This window comes from Methanosarcina sp. MTP4 (assembly GCF_000970045.1).
Lineage (GTDB): Archaea > Halobacteriota > Methanosarcinia > Methanosarcinales > Methanosarcinaceae > MTP4.
Genome location: NZ_CP009505.1, coordinates 2,165,213 through 2,186,029 on the forward strand (window position 1 = coordinate 2,165,213; position 20,817 = coordinate 2,186,029).

General features: G+C 45.6%; 14 protein-coding genes. 4 read left to right on the forward strand and 10 right to left on the reverse strand.

Going from position 1 to position 20,817, the window contains the following annotated elements:
• Positions 1-325: 325 nt before the first annotated feature.
• Positions 326-451 (forward strand): hypothetical protein, encoded by a 126-nt coding sequence (locus tag MSMTP_RS20195; protein WP_255350966.1) that lies wholly within the window; start codon positions 326-328, stop codon positions 449-451.
• Positions 452-601: 150 nt separating this feature from the next.
• On the forward strand, positions 602-835 hold the full coding sequence (locus tag MSMTP_RS09120; protein ID WP_052718345.1) for a hypothetical protein: 234 nt from the start codon (positions 602-604) through the stop codon (positions 833-835).
• Between the two features lie 127 nt (positions 836-962).
• On the opposite strand, the gene MSMTP_RS09125 is transcribed toward MSMTP_RS09120, so the two are convergent.
• The gene (locus MSMTP_RS09125; RefSeq protein ID WP_048178732.1) at positions 963-4,766 is read right to left on the reverse strand and encodes a hydantoinase B/oxoprolinase family protein; all 3,804 of its coding nucleotides are present in this window, start codon (positions 4,764-4,766) and stop codon (positions 963-965) included.
• A 233-nt stretch (positions 4,767-4,999) separates the two neighbouring features.
• On the opposite strand from MSMTP_RS09125, the gene MSMTP_RS09130 reads away from it, so the two are divergent.
• Both MSMTP_RS09130 and ade read left to right on the forward strand, forming a co-directional pair.
• Positions 5,000-7,675: a COR domain-containing protein gene (locus MSMTP_RS09130; RefSeq protein WP_052718346.1), complete on the forward strand. Its 2,676-nt coding sequence runs from the start codon at positions 5,000-5,002 to the stop codon at positions 7,673-7,675.
• A gap of 268 nt (positions 7,676-7,943) precedes the next feature.
• Entirely contained in the window at positions 7,944-9,587 is a 1,644-nt protein-coding gene (gene ade / locus MSMTP_RS09135) for an adenine deaminase (protein WP_048178733.1), read from the forward strand.
• Between the two features lie 327 nt (positions 9,588-9,914).
• On the opposite strand, the gene MSMTP_RS09140 is transcribed toward ade, so the two are convergent.
• The 9 genes from MSMTP_RS09140 to MSMTP_RS09180 form a co-directional block, all read right to left on the reverse strand.
• Positions 9,915-10,496, reverse strand: coding sequence for a DUF2121 domain-containing protein (locus MSMTP_RS09140; protein WP_048178734.1), 582 nt, complete (start codon positions 10,494-10,496; stop codon positions 9,915-9,917).
• Between the two features lie 260 nt (positions 10,497-10,756).
• Positions 10,757-11,521, reverse strand: coding sequence for an ABC transporter permease (locus MSMTP_RS09145; RefSeq protein WP_048178735.1), 765 nt, complete (start codon positions 11,519-11,521; stop codon positions 10,757-10,759).
• A complete protein-coding gene (locus tag MSMTP_RS09150) occupies positions 11,518-12,510 on the reverse strand; it encodes an ATP-binding cassette domain-containing protein (protein WP_048183187.1) in 993 nt (330 codons plus the stop codon). The genes MSMTP_RS09145 and MSMTP_RS09150 overlap by 4 nt, the downstream gene beginning before the upstream one ends.
• A gap of 335 nt (positions 12,511-12,845) precedes the next feature.
• Positions 12,846-14,567: an ABC transporter ATP-binding protein gene (locus tag MSMTP_RS09155; RefSeq protein WP_048178736.1), complete on the reverse strand. Its 1,722-nt coding sequence runs from the start codon at positions 14,565-14,567 to the stop codon at positions 12,846-12,848.
• Positions 14,568-14,587: 20 nt separating this feature from the next.
• Positions 14,588-15,433, reverse strand: coding sequence for an ABC transporter permease (locus MSMTP_RS09160; protein ID WP_231582736.1), 846 nt, complete (start codon positions 15,431-15,433; stop codon positions 14,588-14,590).
• Between the two features lie 170 nt (positions 15,434-15,603).
• Positions 15,604-16,587: an ABC transporter permease gene (locus MSMTP_RS09165; RefSeq protein ID WP_048178737.1), complete on the reverse strand. Its 984-nt coding sequence runs from the start codon at positions 16,585-16,587 to the stop codon at positions 15,604-15,606.
• 115 nt (positions 16,588-16,702) lie between these two features.
• Positions 16,703-17,608 (reverse strand): class I SAM-dependent methyltransferase, encoded by a 906-nt coding sequence (locus tag MSMTP_RS09170; protein WP_048178738.1) that lies wholly within the window; start codon positions 17,606-17,608, stop codon positions 16,703-16,705.
• Complete coding sequence (locus MSMTP_RS09175) at positions 17,586-19,244, reverse strand: ABC transporter substrate-binding protein (RefSeq protein ID WP_048178739.1); 1,659 nt, start codon at positions 19,242-19,244, stop codon at positions 17,586-17,588. Before MSMTP_RS09175 ends, MSMTP_RS09170 begins: the two co-directional genes overlap by 23 nt.
• 480 nt (positions 19,245-19,724) lie before the next feature.
• A complete protein-coding gene (locus MSMTP_RS09180; RefSeq protein WP_048178740.1) occupies positions 19,725-20,414 on the reverse strand; it encodes a hypothetical protein in 690 nt (229 codons plus the stop codon).
• Positions 20,415-20,817 lie beyond the last annotated feature (403 nt).

Genomic DNA, 20,817 nt, shown 5'->3' on the forward strand with positions numbered 1-20,817 from the left:
TGATGTTCATTTTTTTCTATGTCTTATTTTGGATATTCTTTTTTTCGATGTAATTATACATTCAGCACCGAGAAATATAGGTTCTTCGTCAAAGCAGGATCCTTTGTAAAAAAGTGTTTTAAGGCTTCAGGAAAAGGCTTAATTTAGCATATATTTTTATGCAGTTGCCATTATATAATATGCGAGATATACGGTAAATATGGGGAGCATTACATTAAATTAAACATTAAATCAAAATAACAGTTTTTATTCTTTCCTGCTGCTGATTCAAAGATCTGCTTGCCGGAATGAGTAAAAAAAGTATAAAGATAGGGGGAATAAAGTGATGAATTTTAATAAATGCTACAAGATAATGCTGGGTGCACTTGCCGGTGTTGCACTTATATATGTATTTGCATATGTTTTTGGGGACGACTCACAAGGAGAATGGGCCAGAATCGAGGTTGAGTAAAAGGGATAAAATCAAAGTAAAACAACTGTAAAATCAGCTGGAGAAAGTGGATTAAGTTCAAAGCAAGTTCAAAGCAAGTTCAAAGCAAGTTCAAAGCAAGTTCAAAGCAAGTTCAAAGTGAGTCCAGTGATATTATCAGGGAGTACTTAATTGACGAAAAAAAATATAGCAGGTGGTCTGCTGGCGGGGGGAGTTGCCGGAGTTGCAGCAGGTGCAGTTGCCGGAGTTGCTATAAAATATACCTATGACAGGCATATTCACGACATGCACTTACACAAAAAACTTAAGTCCATTTCCCTGCCGTTCAAAAAACCTGCTTCTTCCATGGTGAAGACCGTCTATCCTAAACGCCCGACCAGCATATGTTTTTCAGTATGTTTTTAGAAGTAACTCGGGGGATCGGGGTAAGCCCGAAACCGGATCGAAGCTGAGTATGCGGAGAAAAACCAGAGTTAGGCTGGTTTGGTAAGCTCAGGTAGAGCGGCAGGTCCTGAATGGAAAACTTACAACTTTATTTTTTGCTGTCCCCCGCTTTTATTTTTTTCTGCAACTTTTCTAATTCTCTTTCTCCATAACCTCCCCCTCCGGGAGTCTCGATCACAAAAACATCCCCTTTTTGAACTTCAAATCCTGCCTGGCCTTCAAGTTCGAGAACCTTGCCGTTCCCGCGTATAATCATGTTTTTCCCGCATTTTCCAGGCTCCCCTCCTTTCAGGCCGAAAGGCGGAAGTTTCCTGTGGCTTGAGAGGATGGCGGCGTTCATGTCCTTCAGGAAGCTGATTTTCCGGACAGTCCCGTTTCCACCTTTAAACCTTCCGTCTCCGCCGCTGCCCCTGCGGATGGAAAATTCCTCTACACGTACCGGGAAACGGGTTTCCAGGACTTCGGGATCGGTTATCCGGGAATTGGTCATGTGGGTGTGGACCGCGTCCGTGCCCGGGAAATCTGGGCCTGCGCCTGCGCCTCCGCAGATGGTCTCGTAGTACTGGTAGTCGGCGTTTCCGAAGGTGAAATTGTTCATGGTCCCCTGGGAGGCTGCCATGGTCCCGAGGGCTCCGAAAAGGGCGTCCACGATGTACTGGGAGGTCTCAACGTTACCTGCAACAACCGCAGCCGGAGGCTCCGGGTTGAGCATGGAGCCGGGAGGGATGATAATTTCAAGGGGTTTCAGGCAGCCCGCATTCAAAGGGATATCGCTTTTCACCAGGGTCCTGAAAGTGTAGAGGACCGCTGCCTTGCAGACCGAAGCCGGAGCATTGAAATTGTTAGAGAGTTGGGGGGAAGTGCCCGTAAAATCAATGCAGGCACTCCTTTTCTCCCGGTTGATGCTGATCTTCACTTTGATCGCGCTTCCGTCATCAAGGGTGTTCGAAAACTCCCCGTCGTCAAGCACGTCTATGACCCTCCGGACGGACTCCTCTGCATTTCTTTGCACGTGACCCATATAAGCGTCCACAGTCCCCAGGGAAAACTGGTCAACCATTTTCCGCAGTTCCCGGACCCCTTTCTCGTTTGCAGCCACCTGGGCGCGGAGGTCTGCCACGTTCTGGTCAGGGTTTCTGGTGGGGTGTTTTCCCGAGTTCAGCCAGGCCCGCAGCCTCTCTTCATAGAAATGCCCCTGTCCGACTATCTTGAGCCCTTCGCTCAGGACCCCCTCATCCCAAATGGTCCTGCTCCCCGGAGGCATCGAACCCGGCGTGATCCCGCCCACATCGGCGTGGTGGCCTCTGGAAGCCGTGTAGAAAAGGATCTCTTCTGCCTGATTTATAATATTTCCGCCTGCACCTGCTGAACTTGAGGGACCTGCTGAGCCTGTTTTGCCAAACATCGGGGTCACAACCGTTATGTCCGGGAGATGCGTGCCCCCCTGGTAAGGAGAGTTTATCAGGTACACGTCCCCGGGCTTCATTTCCCCGAGCTTTGAACGTATAAGGGCTTTTACGGACTCTCCCATGGAACCCAGGTGGACGGGAATATGGGGGGCGTTTGCGATCAGGTTTCCTTCCCTGTCAAAAATCGCGCATGAAAAGTCCAGGCGCTCCTTGATGTTTACCGAATGGGCGGTGTTCTGGAGGGTATAGCCCATCTGCTCGGCAACGGACATGAACCTGTTATTGAAGATTTCGAGCATCACGGGATCGGCTTCAGTCCCGATGGATGTCCGGGCCGGAAGCGGGACTCTGCGGCTGAGGAGGAGGTGGTCGTGCTCCGTAACCTCTGCCTGCCAGCCGGGTTCAATGATTATGGTCGTCGTTTTCTCGGTAAGGATGGCAGGGCCGTTAATGCAGGCTCCGGGCTTCAGGGCCTCCCTCGCAAACACCTGCGTCTCATGGTACTCCCCATAGCTGTACATCCTCACAGTGTCAATAGGCGTGGGTTCTGCAATGTCATCAATTTTGATTACGGAGTCCGAAACCCGCTCAGTAACCCCTATAACCTCCACGGAAACAGCCTCGACAACCAGGGCTTTGTCTTCCATTATGAACCCGAAACGCTTTTTGTGGGCTTCCTCGAAGCTTTCGACAAGTTCCTTCCTGCCCGCAAAGTCCACTATCAGCTGCGTATCCGAACCCTCATAACGCATGTGCGCCTTGTGCAGCACTGCAATTCCCTTCTCAGGAACTCCCTGCTCCAGCATTTCCACCCTGCCCTCCTGCTCCAGCCCGGAAAATACGGACTCAAGCCTTCCCGTAAGCTCATCGGAAAGCACGGTTCCAACATAATGCTCTTTTATGAGCCTCTGGTCAGCCAGCCCCATGCCGTATGCCGAAAGGACCCCTGCAAACGGGTGGATGAAAATGCGCTTCATCCCCAGGGAATCCGCTATCCTGCAGACGTGCTGGGCTCCTGCACCTCCAAAGCAGCAGAGGGTGTATTCTTTTACGTTGTACCCCCGCTGGACCGAGATTTTCTTGATGGCATTTGCCATATTCTCCACAGCCACGGAAAGGAAACCTTCGGCAACCTCTTCCACTGATGATGGTGGTGATGAAGGAGATGAAGTACTTCCAACTGAGCCAACCGAAACCTGTTCAGCAAGTTCGCCAAACTTCCTGCGGACCACTTCCAAATCAAGAGGCTGGTTAGCCTCCGGCCCGAAAAGGTTAGGGAAAAACTGCGGCTGCAGTTTCCCGAGCATAAGGTTGCAGTCCGTAACCGTAAGAGGCCCGCCTTTCCTGTAGCAAGCAGGCCCGGGGTCAGCTCCTGCAGAATCCGGCCCGACCCTAAACCTTCCGGCTTCGAAATGCAGGATCGATCCGCCTCCGGCTGCAACCGTATGGATACGCATCATCGGGGACCGAAGCCGGACACCTGCAACCTCGGTCTCGAAACTGCGTTCGTACTCCCCGTCGTAATGGGCGACATCCGTGGACGTGCCCCCCATGTCAAAAGTGATGATCTTCTCTGCCCCTGCCATGGCAGAAGTGGCAACAGCCCCAACAATCCCCCCTGCAGGCCCCGAAAGGATGCTGTCCTTGCCCTGGAAAAAGTGGGCGTCCGTAAGCCCCCCGTTGGACTGCATGAACATGAGCCTGGTGTTTCTTTTTCCCGCCTCAGCGTAGTTATCATGTCCCTCTACTTTCCCTTTTCCTGCTCCAGTCCCTTTCTCCAGGGTTTTCTGCACCATATCGACGTACCTGCGGAGCACAGGCGAGAGGTATGCATCAACCACGGTCGTTTCTCCCCGGCTGACGAGTTTTATGAGTGGGCTTGCCTGGTGAGAAAGGGACACCTGTGTAAAACCAATTTCTCTTGCAAGTTCTCCCAACCTAAGCTCATGCTCCGGGAAGCGGTATGCGTGCATCAGGACAATAGCTGCGGACCTTATGCCCGATTCAAAAGCTACTTCCAGCTCCTTTCTTGCAGCCTCGATTTCCAGGGGTTCGATCTCCTCCCCATCCGCAGCGTAGCGCCCGGAAACCTCGATAACCCTTTCGTAAAGCTGTTCGGGAAGCTCTATCTTCTGAGCAAAAATATCCGGGCGGTTCTGGTAGCCTATCCTTAAAGCGTCCCCGAAGCCCCGGGTGATAAGAAGAACAGTGCGCTCGCCCTTCCTTTCAAGGAGAGCATTGGTCCCTACAGTGGTACCCATCTTTACCGATTCGATCTGTTTCGTGGGCAGGGCTGCATTTTTCGGCAGGCCCAGAATCTGCCTGATCCCATGCATGGCTGCATCGCTGTAGTGGCCGGGGTCTTCCGAAAGGAGTTTGTGGGTAATCAGTTTGCCTTCCGGGGAACGGGCTACGATATCCGTAAAAGTGCCGCCACGGTCGATCCAGAACTGCCAGAGGGGTTTTTGGGATTGGGAGGACATGTTGTGAATATAATTGTGTAAGTAATATTAATTCTTAATCGGGTTTTTGGGGGGTTTAAGCTCACTTTTCAGAATTGCAGGAAGATTAAGCTCATGATGGCTTGTAGAAAGTTGTGTACTTACGGGTAAGATTTAAAAAATATAGAAAACTTTTTGTGTAAAAGCTCCAAACTCTTAAAAAAAGAGATTGAAAGTTTTTAAGTTATAAGCTAAGTGTGCAGGGAATTGATCTAATGGTAAATGAAAGAGTAGTAGAACATATTAAAATGGCTTCTAAAAAGAATCAGTTATCACTTTCTTTATCTGATAGTCAACTTACACAATTGCCTCCAGAAATTGCAGAACTAAAAAGCCTTAATGAACTTTCCTTGTCACATAATCAACTTACACAATTGTCTCCAGAAATTGCAGAACTAAAAAATCTTAAGACACTTTATTTATCTGGAAATAAACTGAAACAACTGCCTCCAGAAATTATAAAAATTAAAAATATTACAACACTTCACTTACCTAACAATCAACTTACACAATTGCCTCCAGAAATTACGGAACTCAAAAGCCTTGAAACACTCTCCTTATCTGGAAATAAAATTACACAGTTGCCTGTAGAAATTGCAGAACTCAAAAATCTTAAAATACTCTCTTTATCGCGTAATCAACTAACACAGTTGCCTATAGAAATTGCAGAACTCAAAAACCTCAAAACATTTTACATATCAAGCAATCAACTAACACAATTACCTATAGAAATTACAGAATTCAAGGACCTTAAAAAACTTGATTTATCTCACAATCTACTAACACAGTTACCTCCAGAAATTTCGAAACTCCAAGACCTAACAATACTTGATTTATCTCACAATCAACTAACACAGTTACCTCCAGAAATTTCGAAACTCAAAAACCTAAAAACACTTGATTTATCCGGAAATCCATTGGAAATGCCCCCACCAGAAATTGCTTCGAAGGGAATAGAGGCTATTTTCACATATTTGGAGCAAGAAAAAGCTTCTGAACATAATGAAGCTAAACTAATATTGGTGGGAAATGGGGACGTTGGGAAAACTTGCCTTGCATACAGATTGGTTCACAATATATTTATGGAAACTGAAATGACCGAGGGAATCAACGTTTTAAAGTGGAATGTTTCCTCTCCACACTCAGAAAATAATACAATTAAACTCAACATTTGGGATTTTGGGGGCCAAGAGATCTATCATGCAACTCACCAATTTTTTCTTACAAAACGCTCTGTCTATGTACTTGTATGGAATGCTCGGAGAACCAAAGATTACGACCATATCTACTATTGGTTGCACACAATTGAAGCTTTTGGAGAGAAAAGTCCGGTAATATTAGTCATGTCCAAAATGAGAGAAAACGATGATGATCTGAACCTCAGAGATTTGAGATATAAATTTCCTCAAATTGTAGGTTACTTAAAAGTTGATAGTAGAGATGGAGAAGGAATTCCCAAGTTGGAGGAGAGCATATGCGAAACAGCGTGGGACCTCCCTTTAATGAGGGTAAGGTGGGTAAAATCGTGGTATAATGTGAGGAAAAATCTAGAAGATTTAGGTAAAAATTGGATTACCTATGCTGATTTTTGTAAAATTTGTAATTCAGAAGGGTTGGACAACAAAAATATTGAAGTATTAGATGGATATCTGCATGATCTAGGTGTAATTCTTCATTTTAAAGAGAATATTGAACTTAAGGATATAGTTATTTTGAAACCTGAGTGGGTTACTGGAGCTTTCTATAAAATATTATCCGCGTACTCAGTTCGACGACGTGAAGGCGTCCTATTACACGATGAATTATCTCAGATATGGGTACGAAATTTATATCCCTCTGAGATTGATTCTAAACTTTTGAGATTGATGAATAAATTTGAACTTGCTTATGAACTACCTGATGGAAAAAGCCATCTGGTCGCTGAGCTCTTATCTCCTGAAGCACCTGATTTTATCTGGGGTGATGAAGAAAACCTGCATTTCTATTATTGTTATGACTACTTTTTACCTCCAGGCATAATAACCCGCTTAATCGTGCGTATGCATCAGGACCTAGAGAAAAAGGAAAATGGTATGCCCCTCTGCTGGAGAGAGGGAGCACTATTAAAACTCCACGATGCGTGTGCACTTGTGGAGATGAAGCTTGATGAGAAGCAAATCGAAATAAGAATAAAAGGAGACAACAAAAGGAGAGCCCTAGAGATTATATGTTACCATCTTGATCATATAAATGCTTCGATAAAAACGATAAAATTCAGTAAAAAAATCCCTTGTAACTGCTCAGAAAGTTGCCCTCAAAGATATTTTTACGAAGATTTGTTAAAAGCCGAAAAGGCTAACATAAAAACTGTTCAATGCCACAAAAGCTACAAGGAAAGGTCAATTTCATTATTATTAGACGGTTACATTAAAAGGGAAGAAAGATGGAAAAAATTTGAAGACTTTTCCGGTAATGGGCCAACTTTTATTATCAGTCCTACTGCATATGCTCATTCAGAAACAAGTCCAACCATAGCAGTTGAACAAAATACAAGTGTTGATACAGAAGTCAATGTGAACCTAAAGGTGGACTTGCATCTAATTCAAACCGATTTTGACAATCTGAAAGAAGAAGTTGAGCATTTAGATCCAAAACTTGAAAGGGAATTGGATAAAATTCAGGATAGTTTGGATGAGGTAACTGCTAACTCAGAAAAGGAAAAGTTAGCCAAACCTCTTAATAAGTTATGTAGGTTCCTGGATAAATTAGACGATGCTAACTCAGAATACCACAAACTCATTTCCGAAACCCAAAAAGGAATGGAGCTTGCACAGAAACTTGGTAAAGACTATAACAAATGTGCTCAATGGCTTGCGCTACCCCAAATTCCTGATTTATTCCTTGGAAAATGATTTGTTGACGCTTTCACATCCTGTTCAGCCTCCAAGTCTGCACCCCCAATATTTTCAATAATGTTTTAAATGTGAGGCTGAGTCAATTAAACTTCTTCTCTTTTTTATGTGTTTTCTTGAAAAAGCCGGTCTCGCAGGCTCGACCGGTGAGAGCCCGGGGTTCCAATAAACACCACAAAACCTGTTGACAGGCTATCTTTGGCAGGCTACCTGATTGAAGCGTCATGTTCGAAAATCTTTATAAATTTGAGGCTGTAATAAAAAAGGCATGAAAACCTTCCAGGGAATCATTGTTGACATTATCGGCAAACGGCAGTTCAAAGGCGAAATGGCCGTTGAAGACGGGAAAGTCCTGCGCGTGGAAGAAAAGGATCATGACATTGAGCAGTATATCCTCCCCGGGCTGGTCGATGCGCATGTGCACATCGAAAGTTCCATGACCGTGCCTTCGGTTTTTGCGCGGATGGCTGTTGCCCGGGGAACGGTTGCGGTGGTTAGCGACCCCCACGAGATTGCAAACGTGATGGGGGTTGAAGGGATCGATTACATGATAGAGGATGCCCGAAAAACCCCCCTGAAAGTCTTTTTCGGGGTGCCGTCCTGCGTACCTGCCACACCTTTCGAGTCTGCAGGGGCTGTCCTGGACCCGGAGGCTGTGGACAGGCTGCTTGCAAGGGACGACCTGCACTACCTTTCCGAGATGATGAACTTTCCCGGGGTAATCAATGGGTTTCCCGACGTGCTTGCCAAACTGGAATCGGCAAAGAAGTACGGCAAACTCATAGACGGGCACGCTCCGGGGCTGACGGGAGCCGACCTGGAAAAATATGTGGGAGCAGGCATTTCCACGGACCACGAATGTTTCACTTACGAAGAGGCGGTCGAAAAAATCAAGCTCGGCATGAAAGTGCTGATCCGGGAAGGGAGTTCGGCCAGGAACTTCGAAGCCCTGTACAGGCTGATCGACGAGTATCCCGAATCGGTCATGCTCTGCACCGACGATTCCCACCCTGACACCCTGATTTACGAAGGGCACATCGATAAGCTGGTCAGGCGCGGGCAGGAGAAGGGGCTCGACATCTACAAGCTGCTCCGGGCAGCGGTACTGAACCCTGTGGAGCATTACGGGCTTAACGTCGGGATGCTCCGGGAAGGCGACCCTGCAGATTTCATTATTGTGGATGACCTTGAAGCGTTCAACGTGCTGAGTACCTGGATTGACGGGGGATGTGTTTACGAGGACGGGAAGGTCCTTTTCCCGGCAAGCGAGAGCCCTGCAAAAAATGTCTTTAACAGGAGCAAAATAACGGCTGAGGACGTTAAACTGCCTCTGCAGCCAGGGGAAGAGAACAGGAAAATCAGGGTGATCGTTGCCGAAGACGGGGAGCTTGTAACAGGGCAGGAACTTGCCTTTCCGAAGGTGGAAAACGGCAGCCTTGTTTCGGACCCTGAACGGGATATCCTGAAGATGGTAGTCCTGAGCAGGTACGGGGACGACCCTGCACAGGTCGGTTTCATAAAGAATATAGGCCTGAAAAAGGGAGCCATAGCAAGCAGCATCGCCCACGACAGCCACAACATCATTGCGGTGGGAGCAACTGACGGGGACATAGTTACAGCCGTTAACAGGCTGGTTGAAAACAAAGGCGGAATAGTCGTGGGAAGCGAAGAGAAACTCCTGGATCTCCCGCTGGAAGTTGCAGGCCTGATGAGTACCCGGGACGGAGAAGAAGTGGCAGCAAAATACCAGCTGCTGAATGCCGAAGCCCAGAAGCTCGGCACCTCGCTGAAGTCGCCCTTCATGACCCTCTCATTCATGTCCCTGCTGGTGATTCCCGAACTTAAACTGGGCGACAAAGGGTTGTTCGATGTGACAAAATTCGAATTCGTCGACCTCTTTGTGAAAGAATGAGTAAAGGAATGAATAAGCAAGTTAGTAAGAGAAATAGTAAGAGAAATATAGTCAAGTATCCAAATTCCTTCACCAATCTCAAGTAAAAGTTTAACCACCGAAAGCACGGAAAACACGGAATTACAGGTGAAGAAATCACTATCATAAAGGAAATAGGGGCACAATCCTTCCGTGCTTTCCGTGTCTTCCGTGGTTATAAAGTAAGTGTAAATATTTATGTCCGGGACTATAGAAAGAGAATGACAGACATCAATCCTGCTATTAACGTACTTTTGGGATTATCCGGGTTTTTCCGGATTCCCGAACTCCATTTAATTCATTTAATACTTAAGGTTCACTCAGATCCTTTTCGACAACTCCGGATACGTCAACATTCGATGCTGTCTGGAGCAGCATGTACTTTTTGCTAACGGAAGCTGTCTTTCTTGCCGCGGTCTCCATTGCAAGCATTATGATTTTTACCGCAAGCTGAAGGTTTCCTTTTTTCCAGTTATCCTTGAAACATTTGTTTGCTATTGCTTTTGTCGTGTCGTTTCCAAAGGCTATGAAGTTGCTGCCTTTTCCCTGTGCGGTCACCCTGATTTCCGAACCCTCGATTTCGGCAATAGCGTAATTTCCTGCCGAAACGTAGAGCCTCCTTTTGCGGACAACGCCTCCTTCGACTGAAGAGACTTCTCCAACCAGAACCCCGTCCCGTTCCTCGAGTTTGTTCTTGTCGTCCCTGACCGTTATTTTGACTCCGAGCTCTTCAGCTTTTTTCTCCAGCTCAGCGTCCGAAACGATTGCGCCGCTATATAGATCTTTTTCGAGCTTTTCCCGGTTTTCTTTCTCCCCCTCAAACGTTATTTCCCGCATGTCCCCGGCCATTACAGCGCCGTTTTTTCCGATGAAAGCGATTACAAGGCTCATTTACCGAATCTTCCTTGGGTTTTTTATGCAAATACGGAAATTCCCATATTTAGTGCTATCCTTATTGGAGTAGTTTCTTTTTGAATTAAATACAATTCGAAAGGATTCTAAATGATTTGAAATGGAGAAACTGAAGACATCTGACTGAGATTTATACCCAATTTAAGAAAGAAACGGCATCAATAACAGCCATTAATAGTGATTCCCGGGTGTTATCCTCCGGAAACCGGAATTATTCCGGTTTAAAAACAAAAATACATTTATATCATCTCTGCCCTCCGGAAGAAATAAACACTGGCGCAGACCATCAGGACCGACAGTGTTAAAAGAATACATACGTCCAGAAGAATTGAGAATTCACAATGACCAATCAATACCCCCCGCAAAGCATCCACACCGTATGTCAGCGGATCAAAATAAGACAGAATCCTTATCGGGGCAGGCAAATTTGAAACCGGAAATAAAGCTCCGGATAAGAGAAAGAGGGGAAATGCAATAAAATTAATAATTGTGCTAAACCCGTGAAAATCCTTTAGTACGGATGACAAAATCAATCCTATATTTATAAAGGTTATCGATATAAGAACCATTATCACGACAGAGGACAGGATCGCAGAAATAAAAGGCAGCCTAAAACCAAGTAATACCGACATCATCATAATAATAAGGGCCTGAAGGATTGATGTGGTCGCACTTCCGGAGATCATCCCGAGAACAATAGAAACCCTGCTTGCAGGAGTCACCATAACCTCTTTTAAAAATCCGAACTGCTTGTCCATTATGACACTCATACCTGCATAAGCAGCCGTAAAAAGAAGAGTCATCCCGATAATACCCGGCACCAGATACTGAAAATATCCTATAGATTCAGGCAGCCCCGGAAATTCAACTTTTCTAAAGCCCATACCCTGAAAGATCAGCATAAAAGCCGGCATGGCAATAGCGCCCACTACCCTTGATTTTGCCCTGAAATACTTTATCATCTCACGCCGCCAGAGAACATATACGACTTTTCCCTGAATCATCGGAGCATCCTCCTTCTCATCCGGTCCCGCCTGGCTGACTGCCTGCTGCCTTCCTGCTCTCGTATTATCGAACCTGTCAGGCGGATAAAAACATCTTCAAGACTTGGTTTGCTGAAATTTATCGAACTGATCCCGATACCCAGATTGCCGGCAGTCTGAAAAATATCAGGGATATTTTTCTCATAATCCGAGATAATAACATCAAGCATTTCTCCGTTCTGAACAATTTCCCTTACCCATTCTTTCTCCCCAAGGGCAGTAGCAATGAGATCTCCCCTCCCCTCAATAGCCAAGCTGACACAATCTCCCCGAAGACAGTTCTTCAGACCTGACGGAGTATCGAGTGCAATAATCTTCCCGTGATCAATTATCGCAATGCGGTCACAGAGGTAATCAGCCTCTTCCATATAGTGGGTAGTAAGGATGACAGATGTCCCATAATTTTTGTTCAGGTTTCTGATATGGTCCCAGATTGATCTCCTGGTCTGGGCATCAAGCCCGAGAGTAGGCTCGTCCAGAAACAGAACCTTCGGATAATGAATAAGCCCCCTTGCAATTTCAAGCCGCCTCTTCATCCCGCCCGAATAATTTTCAACAAGAATGTCGGCTTTATCAGCCAGACCCACAACATCAAGCACTTCCCGGATTCTTTTTTTCCTCTCCTCCGAACCGATGCTGTACATCATGGCATGAAATTCGAGATTTTCCCTCCCGGTAAGCCCTATATCAAGCGAAGGGTCCTGAAATATTATTCCGATATTATTCCTTACCTCACCAGGATCTCTTCTAAGATCATATCCTGCGATTTCAGCATCACCTGCCGTAGGAAGAAGAAGAGTAGTCAGCATATTGAGAATAGTTGTCTTTCCCGCACCATTAGGGCCTAAAAGCCCGAAAAGTTCTCCGGGCTCAACCGAAAATGAGACACTGTCCACAGCAGTAAATTCCCCGAATTTTTTTGTCAGCTCTTTAATTATTATTGCACTCATATTAAACAGAACCTTCAAACTATAGTCAATGACCCAAATTCCTTCACCAATCTCAAGTGAAAATTTAACCACAGAAAGCACGGAAAACACGGAATAAAGGAAATAGAGGCACATACCTTCCGTGTTTTCTGTGTCTTCCGTGGTTATATATAAGTGTAAATATTTACGTTCAGAACTATAAACAAACCTTCAAACTAAACAAACCTTCAAACTAAACAAACCTTCAAACCGAGCTTTTTGAACAATTTTAAGAAATTCATCTTTCAAAATTCACCTTCCATTGACAAAAATAAACAGTGCAAGTTTATATATTATATAAATAAGATTGGTTTTGCTCAATGGTTATGGCAGCAAAGCCCTATTCTTGAACCCACAAGCCTTTTTGTATACTCATCAGAAGGTGAAAGCATCACATCGTGGGAATTACCCATCTCTACAATCTTTCCGGAATTCATAACGGCTATCCTGTCAGCAATCTTCAGTGTCAGGGAGAGGTCATGTGAAATATATATCATTGCAAACCCTCTCCTGTTCTGAAGGCCCTTTAAAAGACGCAATACGTTTGCAGAGGTTGAAACGTCCAGAGCCGAAGTAATTTCATCGGCAATAAGAAGTTTTGGCTCCATAACCATTGCTCTGGCAAGTGCAACCCTCTGCCTCTGCCCGCCGCTGAGTTCCCCGCAATATTTACGGAGGAAATTATCGGTGGTGGGAAGGCGAACAAGTTCAAGGGCATTTTTTACCATTTGCAACCTGTCACCATTGGCCCCGATCTTATTGATATAAAGAGGCTCTTTGACTGCATCAAGCACGGTAAACCTGTTGCTGGTTGAGCTGAAAGGGTCCTGGAATACTATCTGAATGCCGTTGAACCTGTTTCCGTAGTTTTCCCTGCTGACATTCCCGTCCATAAACAAGACCTCTCCGCATTCGGGCCTTATTACGTTTGCAAGGATATGTGCAAGGGTTGACTTGCCCGAACCGGTCTGACCGACAAGTGCAAGAACCTCCCCTTCTCTCACTTCCAGACTGACATCATCAACTGCCTGAAGATATTCCCCGTCTGGCAGACGATAACTGAAACTCAGGTTTCTGGCTTCCAGAAGGCCTGCTACGCCTCCCCTATGGCACGCAATTTCCCGCCCGCCTCCTGTCGGCACCAGGACAGGGGGAGCTTTAGTGCATATATCGATTTTTTGTGTACACCTCGGGCTGAAAGGGCAGCCCTTAAACCCATCCCCTGCAGGAACATCCCCAGGAATTCCCCATAAATCTTTATAAACGAAAATATCCGGGGTCGAATGGACAAGCCCCCTCGTATAAGGATGGCGGGGAGATACGAGAATATCCCTTACAGGGCCGCTTTCCACAACCTTTCCTGAATACATGACAGTAATCCTTGACGCCACGGATGACACAAAAGTGATATCGTGAGAGATCATTAACATCGTATACCCGTTCTTCTTCTGAAGGTCGACCAGAAGATCCCTGATTTCCTTTCGGGTAAATGCGTCAAGGGCCGAAGTAACTTCATCAAGTATCAGCAATTTTGGATCGCATGAAAGAGCCATTGCCAGAAGAACCCTCTGCCTCATACCCCCGGAGAGCTGATGGGGATACGAATCCATCCATTTCGGGTCAAGGCCGACAGCCCGGAACAGGTCGGCACATCTACTCCGGGCTTTTTCCGGGCTGAGATCAAGGTGCCTTTTCATTGGTTCCGTTACCTGAACGCCTACTTTCATAACAGGGTTCATCACCTCCAGGCCGTTCTGGAAAACGATTGCAATATCCTTCCATCTTAACCTGTCCATCCCGGATTCGGGCAAAGAAGAGATTTCCTCATCCCTGTAGAGAATTTCCCCGGAAATGGCTGCATTTTCCGGCAATAGCCCCATAATCCCGAGGGCAACAGTGGTTTTGCCGCTTCCGGATTCTCCGACAATACCCAGGATTTCTCCGTCTTCGATTTCAAAAGAAATGCCATCGACAGCCCTGACAGTATCAGTATCGGTCAGGTAGTGACATTTAAGATCCTTGATTTGTAGCAGACTCATAATCGGAACCCTTCTCCTAATCAGAACCCTTTCTTTATCTTTAATTTCGGATCAAGTATCCTTTCCATATCCCTGCTTATGAATGCCAGACAGAGCAGGAGGAAAATAAGCATAAACAGCGGGGGCAACAGCCACCACTGCCAGTATGGAGTAAAATATATCGAACTGAAACCGGTTGCATGATTAAGCATCATCCCCCAGCTCTTGGAAGTAGGGTCTCCAAGCCCCAGGAAGGCAAGCCCCGCTTCGGCTATGATTGCATGGGAGGATATGCCGATGATGAGCACAAGCAGAACAGGCATGACTTCTGGAAAGATATGCCTCCAGAGCAGGTAGAATGGTTTTGCCCCGTAATTCCGGGCGGCAATAATGTAGCTGTTCTTCTTTAAAAACAGTGTCTGGGAACGCGCAATGCGTGCGGGTTTGGCCCAGCTGAAAAGAAAGAGGATAAGAATTACGTTAAGAATACTCGGTCCGAGAAAAGCGGATATTACAATCAGGAGAGGAAAACTCGGAAGAGCCATTGTCACGTCAATTACCCTCATCAGCCCCTGGTCAACGTACCCTCCAATATACCCGGCAAGTATTCCGATAGCTCCTCCCCCAAAACCTGCCGCAAAACCTACTGCAAGCCCTATTGTAAGGCTCATTCTTGCACCGTAACATATTTGTGACCAGATATCCATACCAAGTTCATCGGTTCCGAGTATGTGTCCGGGCCCGGGAGCTTCAAGGGAATCCCCTGTGATTTTCTGAGGAGGATGCATTGTTATCACAGGAGCAAAAACTGCCATTAAAACGATACAGGTAATGCCAAGGATCCCAATTTTACCTTCAGTACTGAACCTGGAGAATGTCCCGGTCATGATACTGAACTTCGAAAATATCCTGGCTATAACACTAAATTTAGAGGATGTCTTATCTACAGTACTAAATTTAGGAAATTTCCTGGCTATACTGCTGAGAATTCCGTTAATATTTAAAGCCTGAATAAGTGAGAGTATTCCGGCGTTTCCATAGGCAGCAATATCCTTTATCATACTACGACTCTCGGATCAAGTTTTCCGTATATTTTGTCGACCAGCAGGTTGCAGACAAGTATGGAGACCGCAATTACCAGGAGAATACCCTGGATCAGGGGATAATCCCGGCCGACCACAGCACTTCTGAGCGTCATCCCTATGCCGGGATAAGAAAAAACAGTCTCAACAAGTACAACGCCCCCCATCATTATCCCGATCATAAAGCCTGTTCTTGTCACTACCGGAAGCAGGGCATTCCTGAGTGCATGGCGGTTCCATACGGTTTTTTCCCCAAGCCCCTTGGCCCGGGCAGTCCTTATATATTCCTTTGTAGTCACCGTAATCAGGGTATTTCTGGTGAGCAGGTACACGCCGGTCAGCTGGGAAAGGGAGAGGGTCACGACAGGCAGGAAAGCATGGTACAGTATATCCCAGGCCTGTTCTGCAGGACCGTTATAGTCCGCGAAGGGAGTAATAGCCCCTGCAAGCGGGAAAAGCCTGAAATACGCGCTAAAAACCAGAAGAAGAATCAGCCCGAGCAGAAATGAGGGAATTTCTGCAAAGGCAATTAATCCCGTCATCATAATTCTGTCACTCCCCTTTTTCCTGTTTTTTGCCGAAAATGTCCCGAGAACCACACCGGAGAAGGTACTGATTACCGTAGCTCCCACGACAATCAACACAGTCCAGGGGAGATGGAGCATTATTACGTCACTGACCGGCATTTTGTAATAAATACTCCTGCCCAGGTCGCCCTTCATCAGGTTTTTCATGTATACCAAAAACTGTTCGTGTAGCGGCCTGTCAAGCCCGTAATAGTTCATGTAATAAAGGCGCTGCTCCTCTGTCATTACAATAATCTCTTCCCCTGCCTCATCTGCGGAAGTGGTTGAGAATGGGTCTCCGGGCATCATCCTCGGAAGGAAAAAATTAATGGCAAGAATTACAAAAAGGGTCAATAACAACCTGAAAATAAATGAATTCCTGTCCTCTCCCATCCAATCATCCGCCCCTTTACCATCCAACCATTTGCTGTTAACTTACTCTTCGATCATTTGCTGTTAACTTACTCTTCGATCATTTGCTGTTAACTTACTCTTCGATCATTTGCTGTTAACTTATTTTCCGATCCTCTGGCGTTACGTTTCTATCCGATCCTCTGCCGTTAACTTCCCAGGCCATCATACCGGTATATACATCCGATTCGGAACGGTAGATCCCATCCGGAGAGACATTTTGATAATAATCCATTATTTTTTCTTTAGTTTCATCATCAAAATCACGGCTCCTTCCAATGAACTCTATTGCCCTTTCTGCGGCTTCTCTCCAGTTTGTCTCTTCATGCCATTCGGAATGGTTGATCCTGACCAGTGGCTTGTAGCCTGAGAGATAAAGGTACATGAAAGGGTAGATCATGCCGTTCATGTTATTCGCAGAGTTTTCACCGAGTATCGAAGTCCGGATATCACGATACGCCCTGTCCTCCCCTCTTCTCAGGAAGTTACTGTAATAACAGAGGTTTTTTGAGCAGGCCATCATCATATCCAGGTTTTCAACATCCCTTATTCCGGGGGTCATGGACGCAATTACAAGGTCATACTCGTTCCTGAATCCAAGGGCATCTATGTCTGCCGTCCACCAGGAGCATTCGATGATATCTATCGGAAGAGGCTCCTTTTTTACGGCATCTTTCAGTCTGTCGAGCATTCCGGAAGAGATGTCAAGTGAAGTCACTTCCGCTCCAAGCCTTGCAAGGGGAAGGGAGAGGGTACCGGGTCCGCACCCGATATCCAGGACTCTGGAACCTTCCGGATTAAAACCGGCTTCCTTAAGAAATTCAAGAATGTCGGCGCTTTTCTTCTTTCTTTTGTCCTTGTCAATATTATTAGCATAGTTCCCGGAGCGTTTGTTCCAGAATTCTGCCGTCCTGCCTTCATCAAGGACAGTCAGACCATTACCCGTAGCTTTTTTCCAGCATTCGATCAGGTTATTGATATTATCTTTTCTCTGCAATTCCATCCCTCTCAAGATACGAAAGAATGCTGTGGGTTCTTGCATGATGGTCATACATGTTCATCCAGCCGTCGTATTTTGAAATGCGCCATGCATCATATCTTGTAGTATAATAGAGCGGGATTGCGGGTACATCATCCGCAAGCACGGTCTGCATATTGTATACTATTTCTCTCCGTTCACTATCGTCCAGTTCCTGCAATTCCCGGGCACATAGTGCGTTCAGGGTATCATTATGGTAACCAAATACTGCTGCACCGGATGACACACTTCCTGTCTGCGAACCCGTATCACAGTACCTTGTACGGAGATAATCCGCATCTCTTCCCCAGCCGCCAAAGCCGCTGATCAAAAGTTCAAAGTCCCCGTTCCTAAGGTTGGCATCCCGGGATTTGCTCTCCAAGGCTCTCACCTGAACGTCAATTCCTGCTTCGCTCAGTCTCTCTTTTATAAGTTCGCCGATGCGGACTTCGCCACTGCCAAGGGACAGGACATATGACAGTTTTTCCCCGCCTTTATCGCGTATTCCATCCCCGTCCGTGTCAGTCCAACCGGCTTCGTCAAGCAATGCTCTGGCTTTCTCCGGGTCGTAGCCATATTCGGGCTGGTCAGGGTTGTGCCATATGTGGTCTTCGGAGAGTATGCCCATTTTACCGGCTTTCCCTGCACCTCTTGCGATCTTTTCCACCAGTTCTTCACGGTCAATGGCATAAGCAAAGGCCTGCCTTATTCTTCTGTCGTTAAGCTCCGGACATTTTTTCATGTTGAAATAAAACTGGTAACCCCAGAAAGCCGGCTGCTGTACCACTCTTACATCAGGGTCTGATGTGAACCGGTCAAGAATATCCGGGGATATGCCTGTGAAATCGATTTCCCCCTGTTCAAAAGCTATTAACGAATCGCTGACCGGAACAAATTCGACGGATTTAACGGAAGTATCCGGTCCCCAGAATTTTTCGTTTGTTACAAAGCGGTATGATCCGTGCTCTTTATTGTACTCGTCAAGCAGGAACGGACCGGTACCTGTGACCGCCTCCGGATCAAGGAAACTGGTAGGATCCGATACATCTTCGTATATATGCTCGGGTATGATCTTAAAACCCGTGAGCTTGTAAAGGAATGTTGAAACAGGCTGGGTCAGTACAAATTTGACTGTACTGGAATCCACTACCTGGACATTGTCTATAACCCCTGCCTCAATTCCACCCGCGACAGGTACATTTTCCTGCTCGTAATCGAAAGTAAATTTAACATCGCTTGCCGTAAAAGGTGCCCCATCGCTCCACACGACACCTTCCCGGAGATAAAATGTATATTCCGTCCCATCCGGACTGATCTCCCAGCTTTCAGCCAGCCAGGGAATTATGCCCATTTCATCCCTTTCTACCAGGCTGTCAAAGATCATCCCGACCTTTGATGACCCGGGACCCCTGGGATATATCGTAAACGGCTGTGGATAGCCATAATCTCCGCCGCTCAGGTAAACAACATCCGCATGCTGTGAGCCGTCAACAGTATTCTCAGCTAAGGTCTCCTCAGCAACGTCCTCGGTCTGAGCACTCTGGCCGATACAGCCCGCCGTAATTAAAATCAGGGCTGTCAGGAAAACAGAAAATAATACTGATAACTTTTTTTTCTCCATTACAGAACACCTCATTTTTGTGAATTACCCTACTAATCACCTGGTAATTTGAATAAATGATATTAACAAAACATAGATCATACCTAAACATATAAGAGTATTACGAAATGCTCCTAATATAAAGAAAAGTAGGAAAAAAAGATATCAAAACCATCTTGAATTATACAATTAGGTTACATACCCTTTCAATTTTATTAATTTATACTCATTCAGCTTTAAAAATTCGGAACTTTTGGTCCCAAAATTGGGATACTTTACCGGGGTGATTCCGAATAACAAATATAGAGGGGCATAATTCGAAAAAGAGATTAATTTTCATTGATCAACATAGCTTATTTGCATTTCCTGTTACAATCCCCCATCTCTTCCCGTATTCATTTGAAAAAAATCAAAAGAAAAAACATCAAAAGAAAAAACATCAAAAGAAAAAACATCAAAAGAAAAAAAGAAAAGAACCGTAGCGCTTCATGTATAAGATAATCAGGCCCTCTTTAAAACTTCATTTAAATTGGGGATATATGCATAAAGGGGCATTGTGGAAAAATCGGTTTCTCCTGATTCTTTTTTCCGGAGGTGTTCCCGGAATTTTTCTATTGTGTCAGCCTGTATGTCCTCCGGGACTTCGCTGCTTTGAAGCATTAAGGCAAATGTTTCTACATCCGTTTCCTCCAGGGTTTCGATAAGCCAGGACAGAATGTTAAGCCTTACAACTTCTTCCGGATGAGACAGGAATTTAAACATCCTGTTCGCATCCCCAATGGAAAGAAAACCGACGATCGTAACGGAAGCTCTGGCTGCAAGAACCCCTCCTGTGATTTCGAGGGCTGAAATCAAATGCTCCTTAATTATAATCTTTTCTTCTTCGGAAAATTCTTCTTCCATCCCCTGCAAACCTGCTATTGAAGCAAGGAGGTAGTAGAGATTATCTCTTTCTTCCAGTCCTTTGAGAAGGGAGCTGAACCTGATGTCTTCGGGTATCAAAGAGGGATGGAAAAGGAGATTGGACACCTCCTGGGGCTTATCCCACTTTTCCAGGATTGAACGGATTTTCTTTATGTCGTTTTCGTCCAGGTGCTGGACCCTCTCTCTTGCTTTTACAAGGTCATCAAGGTCTTCGGTTTCCAGGAATGCCTTTAGCTCGGAACTTGCACTTTTTGAAAAAATACCCATGATATATCACTTATTTTATCGGTTTCTTCAGTATAATCGAAGGAAATCCCAAAGGATGAAGTTGAATGAGCCCGGGAAAGCTCCCATATTATAGTCCGGGCTTTTTTTAGGCATAGGATGTTTTTCGCAAACCTGCATGAACTTCAATATACTTGTTTGAAAAGAGAACTATATAATTTTTTTCAATCATTGAGATATTATAAAAAGAAAGACATAAAGATACTTTTCAGACCTGCAACGATTTACCTGCAGCAATTTACTTCCCGACTATTAGCCAGCAAAAATTTATATCACGACACCGGATAATTCTATACTGGGGAGTACGAGATACGTTTCGGTATAGTTGAGCCAGCAGAGTTGCACCAGCAGAGTTGCACCAGCAGAGTTGCACCAGCAGAGTTGC

Excerpts from the sequence above, each read along its gene's own strand:
- MSMTP_RS09165 (WP_048178737.1), bottom strand. The coding sequence starts at position 16,587 with ATGGGAGAGGACAGGAATTCATTTATTTTCAGGTTGTTATTGACCCTT.
- MSMTP_RS20195 (WP_255350966.1), top strand. The coding sequence starts at position 326 with ATGAATTTTAATAAATGCTACAAGATAATGCTGGGTGCACTTGCCGGT.
- MSMTP_RS09150 (WP_048183187.1), bottom strand. The coding sequence starts at position 12,510 with ATGAGTGCAATAATAATTAAAGAGCTGACAAAAAAATTCGGGGAATTT.
- MSMTP_RS09170 (WP_048178738.1), bottom strand. The coding sequence starts at position 17,608 with ATGGAATTGCAGAGAAAAGATAATATCAATAACCTGATCGAATGCTGG.
- MSMTP_RS09180 (WP_048178740.1), bottom strand. The coding sequence starts at position 20,414 with ATGGGTATTTTTTCAAAAAGTGCAAGTTCCGAGCTAAAGGCATTCCTG.
- ade (WP_048178733.1), top strand. The coding sequence starts at position 7,944 with ATGAAAACCTTCCAGGGAATCATTGTTGACATTATCGGCAAACGGCAG.
- MSMTP_RS09155 (WP_048178736.1), bottom strand. The coding sequence starts at position 14,567 with ATGAGTCTGCTACAAATCAAGGATCTTAAATGTCACTACCTGACCGAT.
- MSMTP_RS09145 (WP_048178735.1), bottom strand. The coding sequence starts at position 11,521 with ATGATTCAGGGAAAAGTCGTATATGTTCTCTGGCGGCGTGAGATGATA.
- MSMTP_RS09125 (WP_048178732.1), bottom strand. The coding sequence starts at position 4,766 with ATGTCCTCCCAATCCCAAAAACCCCTCTGGCAGTTCTGGATCGACCGT.
- MSMTP_RS09160 (WP_231582736.1), bottom strand. The coding sequence starts at position 15,433 with ATGACCGGGACATTCTCCAGGTTCAGTACTGAAGGTAAAATTGGGATC.
- MSMTP_RS09140 (WP_048178734.1), bottom strand. The coding sequence starts at position 10,496 with ATGAGCCTTGTAATCGCTTTCATCGGAAAAAACGGCGCTGTAATGGCC.
- MSMTP_RS09130 (WP_052718346.1), top strand. The coding sequence starts at position 5,000 with ATGGTAAATGAAAGAGTAGTAGAACATATTAAAATGGCTTCTAAAAAG.
- MSMTP_RS09175 (WP_048178739.1), bottom strand. The coding sequence starts at position 19,244 with ATGGAGAAAAAAAAGTTATCAGTATTATTTTCTGTTTTCCTGACAGCC.